The following is a 16,021-nucleotide window of genomic DNA, read 5'->3' on the forward strand; positions in this document are numbered from 1 at the left end:
CCATCGCGCAAGCGAGTAAGATCCCTGAAAGATGATCAGGTTGATAGGTCCGGTGTGGAAGTGTGGCGACACATGGAGCTGACGGATACTAATCGATCGAGGACTTAATCAACAAACAATCAAGTTTTGGTTTGCTTTCTCTATATCTGGTTTTGAGGGAATGAATCCCTTTGTAACATACATGTCTGGTGGCGATGGCGAAGAGGTCACACCCGTTCCCATCCCGAACACGGAAGTTAAGCTCTTCAGCGCCGATGGTAGTAAGGGGCTTCCCCTTGCAAGAGCAGGACGTTGCCAGGCAATCAAAGACATCCATAGTGGGTGTCTTTTTTGTTTATTAAAAAGTACCGAAGGTACAGAAGAAAAGAAACCGAAATGATGTTAGCGAGGATCAGGAGGACCAAGAAGATCGAGGAATCAAGAGAGTGAGACTCGGAATGGGCTACGCCCATGAGAATCGAACGAGTGCAGATGACGAAGAGATTCGCCGGTCATCATGATCCGCAGCCCGAACACGGAAGTTAAGCTCGCGCGCCGATGGTAGTAAGGGGCTTCCCCTTGCAAGAGCAGGACGTTGCCAGGCAATCAAAGACATCCATAGTGGGTGTCTTTTTTGTTTATTAAAAAGTACCGAAGGTACAGAAGAAAAGAAACCGAAATGATGTTAGCGAGGATCAGGAGGACCAAGAAGATCGAGGAATCAAGAGAGAGAGACTCGGAATGGGCTACGCCCATGAGAATCGAACGAGTGCAGATGACGAAGAGATTCGCCGGTCATCATGATCCGCAGCCCGAACACGGAAGTTAAGCTCGCGCGCCGATGGTAGTAAGGGGCTTCCCCTTGCAAGAGCAGGACGTTGCCAGGCAATCAAAGACATCCATAGTGGGTGTCTTTTTTGTTTATTAAAAAGTACCGAAGGTACAGAAGAAAAGAAACCGAAATGATGTTAGCGAGGATCAGGAGGACCAAGAAGATCGAGGAATCAAGAGAGTGAGACTCGGAATGGGCTACGCCCATGAGAATCGAACGAGTGCAGATGACGAAGAGATTCGCCGGTCATCATGATCCGCAGCCCGAACACGGAAGTTAAGCTCGCGCGCCGATGGTAGTAAGGGGCTTCCCCTTGCAAGAGCAGGACGTTGCCAGGCAATCAAAGACATCCAATAGCGGATGTCTTTTTTGTTTTTCAAAGCTTTAACCTTTATGTAACTATTTTTAACCAATCCGCAACGATTGCCCTCTTCAAATTGTTTATGATGTGTATAGAAAGAAAAAAACAATAAAAAAAGAAAGAGGGATTTGTAATGGAAATGGGGATGTCAGTAAAGAAATCATCATGGGTCATCGCGGTGATCACAGCACTTGCACTAATGTTTTCATCATTGTTTAGCTTGAATGCGGATGCGGCAGCACAGACAAATGGAGATAAGGTTGTAGCCTATGCACAGACATTGAAAGGGAAGCCGTTTAAATGGGGTGGAACAACGACAAAAGGATTTGATGCTTCTGGATTTACTCAATATGTGTATGCAAAAAGTGTAAAGGTTACTTTACCGCGTACGAGTGCTGATCAATTTAAAAAAGGTAAAGATGTTAAGTTGAAAGATCTTAAGATAGGGGATTTAGTATTCTACAAAACAAACGGGAAGTCAGTATCATTTGTCGGAATTTATGTAGGGAAGCAACAATTTATTAGTGCAACATCCAATGGTGTTAAAGTTCAATCCATGAACACTACTTATTGGAAAAACCAGTACGTTGGTGCAAAAAGAATCGTAAACTAAAATAACTTTTCGGGAGAGTCTACCATGAAATGGGCAAAGATAAAGGAATTTATTCACTTTCTGATCTATTTACTTGTGGCGGTTTGCCTTTTCGGGTTAGTTACTCTCCTCGTTGTCTTTATCTTTATCCATTTCTGATCTTCGTAGTAAATAAACTACGGAGATTTTTTTTGGTTGCAGGGTAAATCCCCTTGAGTATCGTATAATGGATTTCACTACTTATATAGGTACCGTTACTCCTCGTATACAATTCCAATTCCAATATAAGTGAAGCTAAATCTAATATTATAATTAATTCTCGTTCAAACTTTAATCTATAAATTGATGCTTTTCGAGCGTTTCCATAAGGATTTGCGCTTCTTCCTTAAAAACGAAGGAGAAAATGGTAAAAAGAATGTATATTATGAATATCTTCCATTATTGACCAATACCATAATGAAAGATAAAATTAAGTTATCCATTAATTAACATTTTTGGAGGTGAATTTATTAAATAGTAAGCGCTTTCAAATAAAAAAGAGGGAGGGTTTTAAAGTGAAGTTACTTAAAACAAATGAGATTTTTAGAAAGGCGAAAGCACTTTTCTTAGTTATCACTTTATCGTTTACCTTACTCCCTTCATCCTCACCTAGTGCTAGTGCAGATGAATTTTTGATGATTTATGAAGCGGAGGAAGCGCAGCTTTCTGGTTTAACGGTTGAAAAAAAATTGAGTGGATTTTCTGGCAACGGATATGTGACTGGCTTTACGAATGATACGGGTTCTGTAACATTTACTGTCGAGGTTTCTTCCACTGCACTGTATAAATTAACAGTCGGATATGCAACTCCTTATGGTTATAAGAAATCTAATCTTCTTGTAAATGGAGTTGGGCAAGGGGAGGTTGAATTTGTAGAGGTTCCGGGATTTGCAGAAGCTCCTGCTGGAAGTATTTTGTTAAATGAAGGTTCCAATACAATCACGCTTGAAAAGGGATGGGGATGGTATGTCATCGATTATATAAAAATTGAACCTACTGAAAATCCTGATCAGCATCAAGTAGTAAAAGAGTTAATAAATCCGAATGCTACGAAGGAAGCTGTGTCTTTACTTAGTTTTCTCGTAGATCATTATGGGAAAAATATTTTGTCTGGCCAACAAGTATATCCAAATGACAACTTAATCGATGTTCAGTTTATTTATCAACAAACTGGAAAAAAACCAGCAGTTTTAGGGCTAGACTTTATTGATAATTCTCCGTCGAGAGTAGAGAGAGGTACCTCTGCTGATGAGGTGAAGGTTGCAATTGACTGGTGGAATAATGAAGGCGGTATCGCTGCTTTTACATGGCATTGGAATGCTCCTAAAGATTTGATTGATCAACCGGGGAAAGAATGGTGGAGAGGATTTTATACAGATTCCACTACTTTTGACCTTCAATATGCACTCAATCATCCGGATTCTGAGGATTATCAGTTGCTCTTTCGTGATATAGATGCCATTTCAGCTGAACTGAAAAAATTGCAGGATGCGAATGTGCCAGTACTTTGGAGACCATTGCACGAAGCTGAAGGTGGTTGGTTCTGGTGGGGCGCAAAAGGACCTGAGCCAGCAAAAGAATTGTGGAAAATTATGTACGATCGAATGACCAATTATCACAAGCTTAATAATCTTATTTGGGTTTGGAATTCCGTATCGCCTGAATGGTATCCTGGCGATGAATATGTAGACATCGTTAGTTACGATTCTTACCCAGGGAATTATAATTATGCACCGATAAGTAACTATTTTGAGAGATTGGTAGAACTTGTGGATAATAAAAAGCTTATTGCCATGGCTGAGAACGGGCCGATTCCTGATCCAGATTTATTGCCGCTGTATCACGCCAATTGGAGCTGGTTCAGTACATGGAATGGGAGTGTCTTAAGAGATCAAAATACGATAGATCATTTGAAAAAAGTGTATAGCCATGACTATGTGTTGACGTTAGATGAATTACCTAATCTAAAAACATATTTATCGGATAGTGTTTCAACACAATTTACACAATTAGATGATTCCATTAATCGCTTTTCAGCAGATGGTCAATTAGGTAAACCGATTGTTTCGCAGCTGTCGAATGACTTAAGACAAGCCGAAAAACATTTTCAAAAAGGACAGTTTAAACAGGCAATTAAAAAACTTGAGGACATAAAAAAAAGTTTAGATAATCCGGGGCAACAGAAGAACATTGAACATGATGCAAAACGATTCCTAAAGGTTAATACGAATGTATTAATACTCTCCTTAAAAGAATAAGATCATCTAGCTTCCCTTCTTAATTAAGGGAAGCTTTTCATATTTAACCATGCTTTTGTAAAAAAGATTTTCCTCCGAAATTGTATGTTCTCCACTACTTAAGGGTAATGGATATAGAGAACATATATTGGAGGAAGATGCATGTTGGAAAATAGTTATGTTATGATTGCCATTATTTTATCAATTAACGTCATCTATGTATCGTTTTTTACAATAAGAATGATTTTGACCTTAAAAGGTTATCGATATATTGCGGCTTTTATTAGTATGATTGAAGTGATTATATATGTTGTTGGGCTAGGGCTTGTTCTTGATAACCTCAATCAAATTCAAAATTTAATTGCATATGCGGTCGGTTACGGGATTGGTGTAATTGTCGGGACGAAAATTGAGGAAAAAATGGCTCTTGGTTATATAATGGTGAATGTGATAACGAAGGAATATGATCGCGATCTTCCAAAACAATTGAGAAATGAAGGGTATGGCGTGACGAGTTGGGCCGCTCAAGGTCTTGAGGGGGACCGTATGGCGCTTGAAGTATTAACGTCAAGAAAAATGGAGCTGCGATTATATCAAAAAATAAAGGAACTCGATCCAAAAGCATTTATTATTGCATATGAACCAAAAACGATTCATGGAGGGTTTTGGGTGAAAGCTGTGAAGAAAGGGAAATCTGGATGAAAAAAGAATTTGAAGTGATGGAAAACGAAACAATAATTGACTGTTTAAATCGGATGGAAAAAGAAGGATATCGAGTTATTAAACGGACTGAAAAACCAATTTTTAAAGAGGAGACTCATCAAGGGAAAACAAATTACATACCAATTGCTCGAAAAATAATTTTCCAAGGAATAAAAGACTCCTAAACACGAACATTCGGATTTTGCGGTTAAAAAATGTTCGATTTTTGATTGACTCGCATTCTTTTCTTTGTTAAGATGAAATAGTAATAAAAGCCTCGTATATCATGGGAATATGGCCCATAAGTCTCTACCCGATTACCTTAAATAATTGGACTATGAGGAAAGTGGAATTTGGGAAGCATTTGTGTGCTTTTTTCAAATGCGTTTTTAATACCCGGATGAGCTGCTTTCTTTTGAAGAAAAGCAGTTTATCCGGATTTTTTATTTTATAGACGGAGGGATTTACATGAACACCGAAGTCGGGATTATTATGGGAAGTACGTCCGATTGGGAGACGATGAAACACGCTTGTGACATATTGGATGAATTGCAAATTCCTTATGAAAAGAAAGTAGTGTCTGCGCATCGGACACCAGATTTAATGTTTGAATATGCGGAAACCGCAAAAGAGCGTGGATTAAAAGTTATCATTGCGGGTGCTGGAGGTGCAGCGCATCTACCTGGTATGGTTGCGGCTAAAACAATTGTACCTGTCATCGGTGTGCCTGTTGAATCTAAAACATTAAAGGGTCTAGATTCGTTATTATCCATTGTCCAAATGCCAGGTGGTGTGCCAGTTGCGACGGTTGCCATTGGAAAAGCTGGTGCTACCAATGCGGGATTGCTTGCTGCTCAAATTATTGCGATTGAAAATAGTACAGTAGCGGATCGTCTTGAAAAAAGAAGAAATGATTTAAAAGAAAAAGTACTAGAAAGCAGTGATCAGCTTGTCTAAAAATTTAATTAGGCCTGGACAAACGATTGGGATCATTGGTGGGGGGCAACTTGGACAAATGATGACTTTTTCAGCAAAAGAAGCTGGATTTAAAGTTGTTGTATTGGAACCCACTCATAATTCGCCTGCTGGACAAGTGGCGGATGAACAAATTGTAGCTGCGTATGATGATCGCCAAGCACTATTACAATTAGCAGAAAAAAGCGATGTTGTTACATATGAATTTGAAAATATAGATTATGAAGCATTGGATTGGCTTATGAATAAAGCGTATATTCCGCAAGGTGCGGAGTTAATCAGAATCACGCAAGATCGGATTTTGGAAAAGCAAGCTTTGACGGATGCAGGCGTTGACGTTGCTCCATATGCCGTAATTAATAGTTTAGAAGATTTAGAGGATGGAATAAGGGGAATCGGTATCCCATCTGTTTTGAAAACATCTCGTGGGGGTTACGACGGGAAAGGGCAGTACGTTATAAAAAATGAGCAAGACATTGAAAAAGCAGCGGAGCTTTTAAAAAATGGACCGTGTGTCCTTGAAGCATGGATCCCTTTTGAAAAAGAAATATCTGTTGTTATGACGAGAAGTACGTCTGGCGAATTGAGTTATTTTCCGGTAGGCGAAAATATTCACGTCAATAATATTTTGCATCAAACGATTGCTCCAGCACGTGTTACAGAAAATGTGAAAATGAAAGTGTCTGAATTGGCGCATAAAATTGCCGATCAACTTGGTTTGATAGGTACATTGGCGGTCGAGTTGTTCTTAACAGAAGATGAAAAAATCTATGTAAATGAACTGGCGCCACGTCCACATAACTCAGGCCATTATACGATTGAAGCTTGCAATCTTTCACAGTTTGATCAACATATTCGTGCAGTTTGCGGTTGGCCGCTACAAAACGTGAAGCTTTTACAAAAAGCCATTATGGTCAATGTTTTAGGACAGCATGTAGATGGGGTAGTAGATGAAATTTTGAAACGCCCTGATTGGTCGATACATTTTTACGGAAAAGAAGAAGCGAAACATAATCGTAAAATGGGTCATGTGACTGTGCTGACTAATGATATAGAGGAAACGTTAGAGGATTTACACCAAACTAAAATCTGGAGGAGACATGATTATGTATAAAGTAAAAGTATTCGTAACATTGAAGGAAAGTGTAATTGATCCACAAGGTTCTGCAGCGACAAAAGCACTACAAAAATTAGATTTCCCTGAAGTTCAAGACGTTCGAGTTGGTAAATATATTGAGCTGAAACTTGAAAAAACAGATAAAGATATCGAAGTAACGGTTCACAACATTTGTAAAGGGCTCCTCGTTAATAAAGAAGTTGAGGATTATCGCTTTGAAATTGAGGAGGTTGTTGCTCAGTGAAATTCGCTGTCGTCGTTTTCCCCGGAACAAGCTGTGAAGTCGATACGTATGACGTCATCAAAAATAAATTGAATGAAGAAGTGCAATATGTGAATCACTTAAATGAAAGCTTAGATGAATATGATTGTGTTGTGATTCCTGGAGGAGCTTCTTATGGAGATGCGGTTCGTCCAGGTGCAATTGCTAATATGCAGCCAGTAATGAAAGCTGTAAAAAAGGCTGCTGAATCTGGAAAGTTAGTATTCGGAATCGGCAATGGTTTTCAAATTTTGCTAGAGGCGGGCTTGTTGCCAGGTGCGATGTTAAAAAACAAAAATCTTAAGTTCATTTGTAAGCCTACCCAAATAAAAGTGGAAAATAACGACACTGCCTTTACGTTTGCCTTTGAAAAAGGTGAAGAAATTAGCGTTCCAATTGCTCATGGTAAAGGGAACTATTATTGTGATGAAGCAACTCTTGCACAATTAAAAACGAATAATCAAATTGTTTTATCTTATACATCAGAAAATCTAAATGGAAGTATCGAAAACATTGCAGGCATTACGAATAAAGAAGGAAATGTTCTTGGTATGATGCCTCATCCTGAACGTGCAGTAGATTCATTGTTTGGTAGCGAGGATGGTCTTAAAATCTTTCAATCGATCGTAAGAAACTGGAGGGAATCACATGCAACAAACGCTTGAGCCAAATCCAACACAAATCAAGGAAGAGAAAATATATCGTGAAATGGGTTTGACAGACGAAGAATTTGCCCTCGCGGAAAAAATGCTCGGCAGAACTCCAAATTATACGGAAACGGGTCTGTTTTCGGTTATGTGGTCTGAGCATTGCAGTTATAAAAATTCCAAACCAGTTTTGAAAAAGTTTCCTACAAAAGGTGAACAAGTTCTTCAAGGACCTGGAGAAGGTGCTGGGATTGTTGATATTGGCGATAACCAAGCTGTCGTATTTAAAATCGAAAGCCATAACTCACCATCAGCAGTAGAACCTTATGAAGGTGCGGCAACTGGGGTTGGCGGAATTATCCGTGACGTTTTTTCGATGGGTGCAAAGCCAATTGCTTCATTAAATTCACTTCGTTTTGGTGAACTTGATACTCCTAGAGTGCGTTATTTACTAGAGCAAGCTGTTGCAGGGATTGCTGATTACGGAAATGCTCTAGGTGTACCGACTGTTGGAGGCGAGATTCAATTCGACGATGCGTATAAAACAAATCCACTCGTAAATGCGATGGTAGTTGGATTACTTGATCACGAACATATTCAAAAAGGGCAAGCAAAAGGTGTCGGCAATACGGTGATGTATGTCGGTTCTCCGACTGGCCGCGATGGAATTCATGGAGCTACTTTTTCATCAGTAGAATTGGCGGACGAGGAAGAAGAAAAGGAAAGAGCTGCCGTACAGGCGGGTGATCCTTTTACAGAAAAAATGTTAATGGATGCTTGTTTGGAGCTCGTTAAATCAGATGCGTTGATAGGGATTCAAGACATGGGAGCAGCAGGTTTGACAAGTTCTTCTGCAGAAATGGCGAGTAAAGCAGGCTTCGGCGTGGAAATGAATCTTGATTTAATTCCACAACGTGAAGAAAACATGACAGCATACGAAATGATGCTTTCAGAATCACAAGAGAGAATGCTTATCGTTGTGAAAAAAGGACGCGAGCAGGAAGTCATTGATCTTTTTGAAAAATATGACCAAGAAGCTGTTTCTGTTGGACATGTAACAGATGATAAAATGCTTCGTTTGATTCATAAAGGGGAAGTTGTGGCAGAAGTTCCTGCGGATGCTCTTGCAGAAGATGCCCCGGTTTATCATAAGCCGTCAGAGGAACCAGCGTATTACCGCGAATTCCAAGCGATGGAGCAAGAAATTCCTGAAGTGACTGACTACAACGAGACATTGGTGAAACTTTTACAACAACCAACAATTGCGAGTAAAGAATGGGTGTATAGCCAGTTCGATCAACATGTTGGAGCGAATACGGTTGTTAGCCCTGGTTCAGACGCAGCCGTTGTTAGAATTAGTGGGAAAAATAAAGCAATCGCAATTACGACAGATTGTAACTCAAGATATATTTATTTGGATCCTGAAGTTGGTGGGAAAATTGCTGTTGCTGAAGCAGCAAGGAACGTTGTTTGTTCAGGTGCAAAACCACTTGCGATTACAGATGGCCTAAACTTCGGTAGCCCTGAGAAACCAGAAATCTTCTGGCAAATTGAAAAATCAGCCGCAGGTATTAGCGAAGCGTGTATCGCTCTTGAAAGTCCGGTTATCGGTGGAAACGTATCTCTTTTCAATGAAAAAGGCGGAAAAGCGATCTACCCAACGCCAATCATCGGTATGGTCGGTTTGATAGAAGATTTATCTTACATTACAACTCAGAACTTTAAATCTGCTGGCGACCTCATTTATTTGGTTGGAGAAACAAAAGATGAGTTCGGCGGAAGTGAGCTACAGAAGATGGTTAACGGCAAGATTTTCGGGAAAGCTCCAGCGATTGATTTAGAAGTAGAAGTAAAAAGACAGAAGCAAATTCTTGAAGCGATTCGCAGTGGATACATTGCATCTGCCCACGACGTTTCAGAAGGTGGAGCAGCTGTTGCGATTGCAGAGTCACTGTTTGGTACAGATGGACTCGGAGCAGAACTAAAACTAGTTGGAAACGAAACAGCAGCATTATTTGCAGAAACACAATCCAGATTTATTTTATCCGTGAAAAAGGAACATCAAGCAGCGTTTGAACAATTGGTGGAAGATGCGACATTAATCGGAGAAGTTACAGATCGTGGCCAATTAATCATTGAAGGTTCAGAAAAACAATTGATTTCTTCTGAAGTCAAGGCGTTGGATGATGCTTGGAAAGGAGCCATTCCATGTTTGCTGACATTAAAGGGCTAAACGAGGAATGCGGCGTTTTCGGAATATGGGGTCACCCGGATGCTGCTAAAATAACGTACTATGGTTTACACAGTTTGCAGCATCGCGGCCAAGAAGGTGCTGGAATTGTTGTAACGGACGGTCAGCGCCTAAAAGGCATTCGCGGTGAAGGTCTTGTAAATGATGTTTTTAATGAAAAGAAGCTTGAAAGTCTTCCGGGCAAAAGTGCCATTGGCCATGTTCGATACGGAGGAGCTGGAAAGGGTGGGTTGGAGAATGTCCAGCCCCTCTTGTTCCATTCGCAAAGTGGGAGTTTGGCGCTTGCGCAAAATGGCAATTTAATCAATGCGAATGATTTAAAACATCAACTTGAAATGCAGGGAAGTATTTTTCAAACGACTTCTGATACGGAAGTTTTAGCTCATTTGATTAAAAGAAGCGGTTATCTTACGTTCAAAGATAAAATGAAGAATGCCTTATCCTTAGTAAAAGGTGCTTATGCACTTATCCTTTTAACTGAAACTGAATTGATGATTGCTTTGGATCCAAACGGTTTGCGACCACTTTCTATCGGGAAAATCGGTGACTCTTATTGTGTATCATCGGAAACTTGCGCTTTTGATTTGATCGGAGCTGAGTTTGTCCGCGATGTGGAGCCTGGCGAACTTATTATTATTAACGACGAAGGCTTACACGCTGAGAGGTTTACCCTTTCTTCATCAAACGCGATGTGTACGATGGAATACGTATATTTTTCCCGTCCAGACAGTGATATAGAGGGAATCAATGTCCATACAGCTAGAAAAAACCTCGGTAAAGTACTGGCGCGGGAAGCTCAAATAGAGGGCGATGTTGTAACAGGGGTGCCGGATTCAAGTATTTCTGCTGCAATCGGCTTTGCGGAAACAGCGGGAATTCCGTATGAAATGGGCTTAATTAAAAATCGCTATATTGGTAGAACATTTATCAAACCATCACAAGAATTACGTGAACGCGGGGTTAAAATGAAGCTTTCCCCTGTACGAAAAGTAGTTGAAGGAAAACGCGTTATCATGGTCGATGATTCAATCGTTCGTGGAACGACATGCAAAAGGATTGTTCGCATGTTAAAAGAGGCGGGTGCAAAAGAAGTTCATGTATGCATCAGCTCACCACCGATGAAAAATCCTTGCTTTTACGGGATTGATACATCAACACATGAAGAATTAATTGCATCTTATCATAGTGAAGAGGAAATTCGTGAAATCATCGGAGCGGACTCTCTTACATTTTTAAGCGTTGAAGGAATGCTGGAGGCAATAGGACGAAAAGGATACGGCAAAAATTGCGGTCAATGTCTTGCTTGCTTTACGGGAGAATATCCTACGGAAATTTATCCTGATACGTTATTGCCGCATGAGAAGGAATTGAATAGTTATTAAAAATTATTAGGAGGCGGGCGGGATGGCTAATGCCTACCAAAAGGCCGGAGTTAATATAGAAGCTGGGTATGAAGCGGTTGAAAAAATTAAAAAACATACGAAACGGACGATGCGCGCCGGAGTTATGGGACAATTGGGCGGATTCGGCGGAGTGTTCGATTTGTCGGATTTGAATTTAAAAGAGCCGGTTCTCGTTTCTGGTACCGATGGAGTCGGGACTAAGCTGAAATTGGCTTTCATGATGGAAAAGCATGACACAATCGGAATTGACTGTGTAGCGATGTGTGTGAATGACATCGTTGTCCAAGGGGCGGAACCGATTTATTTCCTCGATTATGTCGCGCTAGGAAAAGCAGTTCCAGATAAAATAGAACAAATTGTGAGTGGGATTGCAGATGGCTGTGAACAAGCTGGTTGTGCCTTAATCGGCGGAGAAACGGCGGAAATGCCCGGTTTATATGAGGAAGATGAATATGATCTTGCCGGATTTGCAGTAGGGGCTTGTGAAAAATCGCAAATCATTACGGGTGAGCATATTCAAGAAGGCGACGTTCTAATTGGTTTAGCTTCAAGCGGTATCCACAGCAACGGTTATTCCTTAGTCCGTAAAATCTTTCTTGAAGATCAAGGGTTTTTATTAGATGTACGACTTCCTGAGCTATCAGCAAGTTTAGGCGAGGAATTGTTGAAGCCTACGAAAATTTATGTCAAGTCCACTTTAGCAGCTTTGCAAGAATTCGAAGTAAAAGGAATGTCTCATATTACAGGTGGCGGGTTTATAGAAAATATTCCGAGAATGCTGCCTGATCGACTCGGTGCTGTCATTGAAAAAGGGACGTGGCCTGTTTTACCTATTTTCCAAGCCCTTAAAAAATATGGAGAATTAGATGAAAACGAAATGTACAATATTTTTAATATGGGGATTGGATTTGTATTAGCTGTTCGCCCTGAAGATGCAGAGTCAGCCATCCGTTTTTTTGTGGAACATGGTGAAAAAGCTTATAAAATTGGTTCCATTGTTAAAAATGAAGGTGTTACATTCGTGAATGCGGGGACAGTAAAGTGAAAAAAATAGCTATTTTTGCTTCAGGTACAGGGAGCAATTTTCAAGCAATCGTAGATGCAATAAAAGCAGGGTGCCTTCAAATGGAAGTCGCCTTGCTTGTTTGTGATAAGCCAGAGGCTTTGGTTATAGAAAAAGCGGAAAATGAAAATATTAAAACCTTTGTAATTAATCCAAAAGAATATGAAACGAAGGCAAGTTTTGAGCAAAAAATCAACAGCGTTTTGCTAGAAAATGGCGTTGATCTAATTGTCCTTGCAGGCTATATGAGGTTAATTGGATCAACCTTGCTTACTGCTTATAAAAATAAAATCATCAATATTCACCCGTCATTGTTGCCATCCTTCCCAGGTAAGGACGCAATCGGCCAAGCTTTTCGTGCAGGTGTGAAAATCACGGGAGTTACGATCCATTATGTGGACGAAGGAATGGATACAGGACCGATCATTGCACAAAGAGCATTAGAACTGTCGGGTGAGGAATTACTCTCTGAAGTAGAACAGAAGATTCATGAAATAGAACATGTATTTTATCCGGAAGTTTTACAAAAATGCTTCGTAGAAAAAAATTGAGGAGGACAGGTTCATGAAAAGAGCACTAATCAGCGTGTCAGACAAAACAGGTGTAGTTGACTTTTCAAAAGCGCTTGTTGAGCTTGGATTTGAATTACTATCAACAGGTGGAACTAAAAAGACACTTGAGGAGAATGGCGTACCTGTTACAGGAGTAGACGAAATTACTGGTTTTCCAGAAATATTGGAAGGGCGTGTAAAAACACTTCATCCAATGATTCACGGAGGATTACTCGCAAAAAGAGATTCCAATGACCATATGAAACAACTTGATGAGCAAGGAATTAAGCCAATTGATGTCGTTTGCGTAAATTTATATCCTTTCCAACAAACAATTGCTAAACCAGAGGTAACGCCGGAAGATGCGATTGAAAATATCGATATCGGTGGACCTTCCATGCTTAGGGCAGCTGCAAAAAACCATGAAGATCTTGCCGTTTTAGTGGACGCAGCTGACTACGAAACAGTTCTTTTTGAGCTACGAGAAAATGGAAAAGTTTCAAAGGAGACAAAAAGAAAGCTTGCTGCTAAAGTGTTTCGTCACACAGCTGCATACGATGCACAAATTGCGGAATATATGACTGAGCTTGCATGTGAAGAACAGCCTGAACGTGTAACGTATACATACGAATTAAAACAACAATTACGTTATGGTGAAAATCCCCATCAAAAGGCAGCTTTTTATAAAAAACCACTAGGATCAGCTTTTTCAATTGCAAATGCAGAGCAGCTTCATGGAAAAGAATTATCCTATAATAACATACATGATGCGGATGCGGCTTTACAGCTTGTGAAGGATTTCGATGAGCCTGCTGCTATTGCGGTAAAGCATATGAACCCTTGTGGAGCAGGAATTGGGGCTTCTGCTTCAGAAGCATTCAAAAAAGCGTATGAAGCCGATCCAACTTCTATTTTTGGTGGAATTGTCGCATTTAACAGAGAAGTAGATGGCGACACAGCTCGTCAATTACATGAAATTTTTCTAGAAATCATTATTGCTCCTTCATTTACAGAGGAAGCTTTGGAAATCTTAACGAACAAGAAAAATATTCGCTTAATGACCATTCCATTTGACGGCGCGAAAAAACAAGAAAAAATGCTCACTTCTGTAGAAGGTGGGTTGCTTGTGCAGGATCAAGATTCATTCACATATGAGGACGCACAAATTACAATCCCTACGAAACGTAAACCTACGGAAGAAGAATTGAAAGCATTGAAACTTGCGTGGAAAGTAGTTAAACATGTTAAGTCCAATGCAATCGTAGTAGCTGGTAACGACATGACACTAGGTGTTGGCGCTGGTCAAATGAACAGAGTTGGAGCGGCAAAAATTGCCCTAGAACAAGCGGGTGAACGTGCAAAAGGTGCAGTCCTAGCCTCAGATGCATTCTTCCCAATGAGCGATACAGTAGAAGCAGCAGCACGCGCTGGAATTACAGCCATCATCCAACCAGGCGGATCCATTCGCGATGAAGAATCCATTAAAGCTTGTGATGAACACGGCATCGCCATGATTTTCACAGGCGTACGTCACTTCAAACATTAAAAGGGGACAGTCCCTTTGGGGACAGGTCCAAAAGGGACAGGTTCAAAATAGTAATGGGCGGTGATTTTTTGAAGGTATTAGTTGTGGGCGGAGGCGGTCGCGAGCATGCCCTTTGTAAAAAAGTAAAGATGAGCACACTTGTAACGGAAGTGTATTGTGCTCCAGGAAATGCGGGGATTGCGGAAGATGCAATTCTTGTTCCGATAAAAGAAACCGATTTTTCCAAACTTATTCAATTTGCGAAAAAAAATAAGATTGATTTAACGATTGTAGGACCGGAAGTTCCCCTTGCCGCTGGAATCGTAGACGAATTTGAAACAGCGGGTTTAAAAATTTTTGGACCTAGAAAAAATGCTGCCATTATTGAAGGTAGTAAATCGTTCGCGAAAGAATTGATGAAAAAATATCAAATTCCAACAGCGGAATACGAAACCTTCCATTCTTATAATGAAGCAAAATCATATATTGATAAAAAGGGAGCGCCTATTGTCATTAAGGCTGATGGACTTGCAGCTGGAAAAGGTGTTGTCGTTGCGATGACACTAGAAGAAGCTGATGCCGCTTTAAAGGATATGTTGTTAGATGCAAGATTTGGTGAATCATCAGCAACCGTCGTAGTGGAAGAGTTTCTTGAAGGAGAAGAATTCTCTTTAATGGCTTTTGTCAATGGAGAAAAGGTTTACCCAATGGTGATTGCACAAGACCATAAGCGTGCTTTTGATGGCGACAAAGGTCCAAATACAGGGGGGATGGGTGCATATTCTCCTGTACCTTTTATTCCTGAAGCGGAAGTTGAACATGCGGTTGAAGAAATCCTGTTCCCTACTGCAAAAGCCATGATCCAAGAAGATCGTCCTTTTACAGGGATTTTGTATGCCGGATTAATCCAGACTTCGCAAGGTCCAAAAGTAATCGAATTTAACGCCCGTTTCGGCGATCCGGAAACGCAAGTTGTTTTAGCGAGACTTGAAAGTGATTTAGTAGAATTACTGAATGATTTACTAGACGGAAAAGAGCCGAAAATTCAATGGTCTAATGAAGCTGTCGTTGGCGTCGTTTTAGCAGCTGAAGGATATCCAGGAGACTATAAAAAAGGTGTAGCATTACCAACTTTTTCATCTGATGATTCTAGCGTGGCCCTTTTCCACGCAGGCACGAGCCGTGATGACAAAGAAGGTCCATATCTATCAAATGGCGGCAGATTATTATTAGCTGCTGCAAAAGCAGATTCTATAGAAGAAGCAGTAAATAAAGTCTATCAAGAAATGAAACAACTAGACCATCAAGAATTTTTCTATCGTAAAGATATTGCACATAAAGCATTATAATTTTTGGGGACGGGTTCAAATGAACCTGTCCCCTTTTTGCCTGTCTCGATGCAGACGCCTTCCGCTTTTCTAGTCACAATTTGTTAAATTTTTTCTGTAGAACTTTACTGCGTTAAAACGAATAGTATGTTAGAAT

The 16,021-nt window shown here is 40.3% G+C and carries 14 protein-coding genes, 2 rRNA genes and 1 riboswitch; all 16 genes read left to right on the top strand.

The window, feature by feature from the left end; translation table 11 throughout:
* A 23S ribosomal RNA gene (locus KHA93_RS00005) occupies positions 1–112 on the top strand; the annotation flags it as partial.
* A 72-nt stretch (positions 113–184) separates the two neighbouring features.
* A 5S ribosomal RNA gene (gene rrf, locus KHA93_RS00010) occupies positions 185–300 on the top strand.
* Positions 301–1,305: 1,005 nt separating this feature from the next.
* Entirely contained in the window at positions 1,306–1,785 is a 480-nt protein-coding gene (locus KHA93_RS00015) for a C40 family peptidase (protein ID WP_233710992.1), read from the top strand.
* A 533-nt stretch (positions 1,786–2,318) separates the two neighbouring features.
* The gene (locus KHA93_RS00020; RefSeq protein ID WP_349772237.1) at positions 2,319–4,061 is read left to right on the top strand and encodes a glycosyl hydrolase; all 1,743 of its coding nucleotides are present in this window, start codon (positions 2,319–2,321) and stop codon (positions 4,059–4,061) included.
* A 141-nt stretch (positions 4,062–4,202) separates the two neighbouring features.
* The gene (locus KHA93_RS00025; RefSeq protein WP_213108839.1) at positions 4,203–4,742 is read left to right on the top strand and encodes a DUF2179 domain-containing protein; all 540 of its coding nucleotides are present in this window, start codon (positions 4,203–4,205) and stop codon (positions 4,740–4,742) included.
* On the top strand, positions 4,739–4,927 hold the full coding sequence (locus tag KHA93_RS00030; protein ID WP_213108840.1) for an NETI motif-containing protein: 189 nt from the start codon (positions 4,739–4,741) through the stop codon (positions 4,925–4,927). Before KHA93_RS00025 ends, KHA93_RS00030 begins: the two co-directional genes overlap by 4 nt.
* Positions 4,928–4,999: 72 nt before the next feature.
* Positions 5,000–5,100: riboswitch (purine riboswitch) on the top strand.
* Positions 5,101–5,210: 110 nt separating this feature from the next.
* The gene (gene purE, locus KHA93_RS00035; protein ID WP_213108841.1) at positions 5,211–5,699 is read left to right on the top strand and encodes a 5-(carboxyamino)imidazole ribonucleotide mutase; all 489 of its coding nucleotides are present in this window, start codon (positions 5,211–5,213) and stop codon (positions 5,697–5,699) included.
* Positions 5,692–6,831 carry a 5-(carboxyamino)imidazole ribonucleotide synthase gene (purK, locus tag KHA93_RS00040; RefSeq protein WP_233710993.1) on the top strand — a complete coding sequence of 380 codons (1,140 nt, stop codon included), beginning with the start codon at positions 5,692–5,694 and terminating at the stop codon, positions 6,829–6,831. The genes purE and purK overlap by 8 nt, the downstream gene beginning before the upstream one ends.
* Positions 6,824–7,078, top strand: a complete 255-nt coding sequence (purS, locus tag KHA93_RS00045) for a phosphoribosylformylglycinamidine synthase subunit PurS (protein WP_213108842.1) — start codon at positions 6,824–6,826, stop codon at positions 7,076–7,078. Before purK ends, purS begins: the two co-directional genes overlap by 8 nt.
* On the top strand, positions 7,075–7,761 hold the full coding sequence (gene purQ, locus KHA93_RS00050; protein ID WP_213108843.1) for a phosphoribosylformylglycinamidine synthase subunit PurQ: 687 nt from the start codon (positions 7,075–7,077) through the stop codon (positions 7,759–7,761). Before purS ends, purQ begins: the two co-directional genes overlap by 4 nt.
* Positions 7,745–9,976 (top strand): phosphoribosylformylglycinamidine synthase subunit PurL, encoded by a 2,232-nt coding sequence (gene purL / locus KHA93_RS00055; RefSeq protein WP_213108844.1) that lies wholly within the window; start codon positions 7,745–7,747, stop codon positions 9,974–9,976. Before purQ ends, purL begins: the two co-directional genes overlap by 17 nt.
* Positions 9,952–11,376, top strand: coding sequence for an amidophosphoribosyltransferase (purF, locus tag KHA93_RS00060; protein ID WP_213108845.1), 1,425 nt, complete (start codon positions 9,952–9,954; stop codon positions 11,374–11,376). The genes purL and purF overlap by 25 nt, the downstream gene beginning before the upstream one ends.
* Positions 11,377–11,398: 22 nt before the next feature.
* Positions 11,399–12,442, top strand: coding sequence for a phosphoribosylformylglycinamidine cyclo-ligase (purM, locus tag KHA93_RS00065; RefSeq protein ID WP_213108846.1), 1,044 nt, complete (start codon positions 11,399–11,401; stop codon positions 12,440–12,442).
* Positions 12,439–13,011 carry a phosphoribosylglycinamide formyltransferase gene (gene purN, locus KHA93_RS00070; RefSeq protein ID WP_213108847.1) on the top strand — a complete coding sequence of 191 codons (573 nt, stop codon included), beginning with the start codon at positions 12,439–12,441 and terminating at the stop codon, positions 13,009–13,011. The genes purM and purN overlap by 4 nt, the downstream gene beginning before the upstream one ends.
* A 13-nt stretch (positions 13,012–13,024) precedes the next feature.
* The gene (gene purH / locus KHA93_RS00075) at positions 13,025–14,557 is read left to right on the top strand and encodes a bifunctional phosphoribosylaminoimidazolecarboxamide formyltransferase/IMP cyclohydrolase (RefSeq protein ID WP_213108848.1); all 1,533 of its coding nucleotides are present in this window, start codon (positions 13,025–13,027) and stop codon (positions 14,555–14,557) included.
* Between the two features lie 68 nt (positions 14,558–14,625).
* The gene (gene purD / locus KHA93_RS00080; protein WP_213108849.1) at positions 14,626–15,885 is read left to right on the top strand and encodes a phosphoribosylamine--glycine ligase; all 1,260 of its coding nucleotides are present in this window, start codon (positions 14,626–14,628) and stop codon (positions 15,883–15,885) included.
* Positions 15,886–16,021 lie beyond the last annotated feature (136 nt).

This window comes from Lederbergia citrisecunda (assembly GCF_018343695.1).
Lineage (GTDB): Bacteria > Bacillota > Bacilli > Bacillales > Bacillaceae_C > Lederbergia > Lederbergia citrisecunda.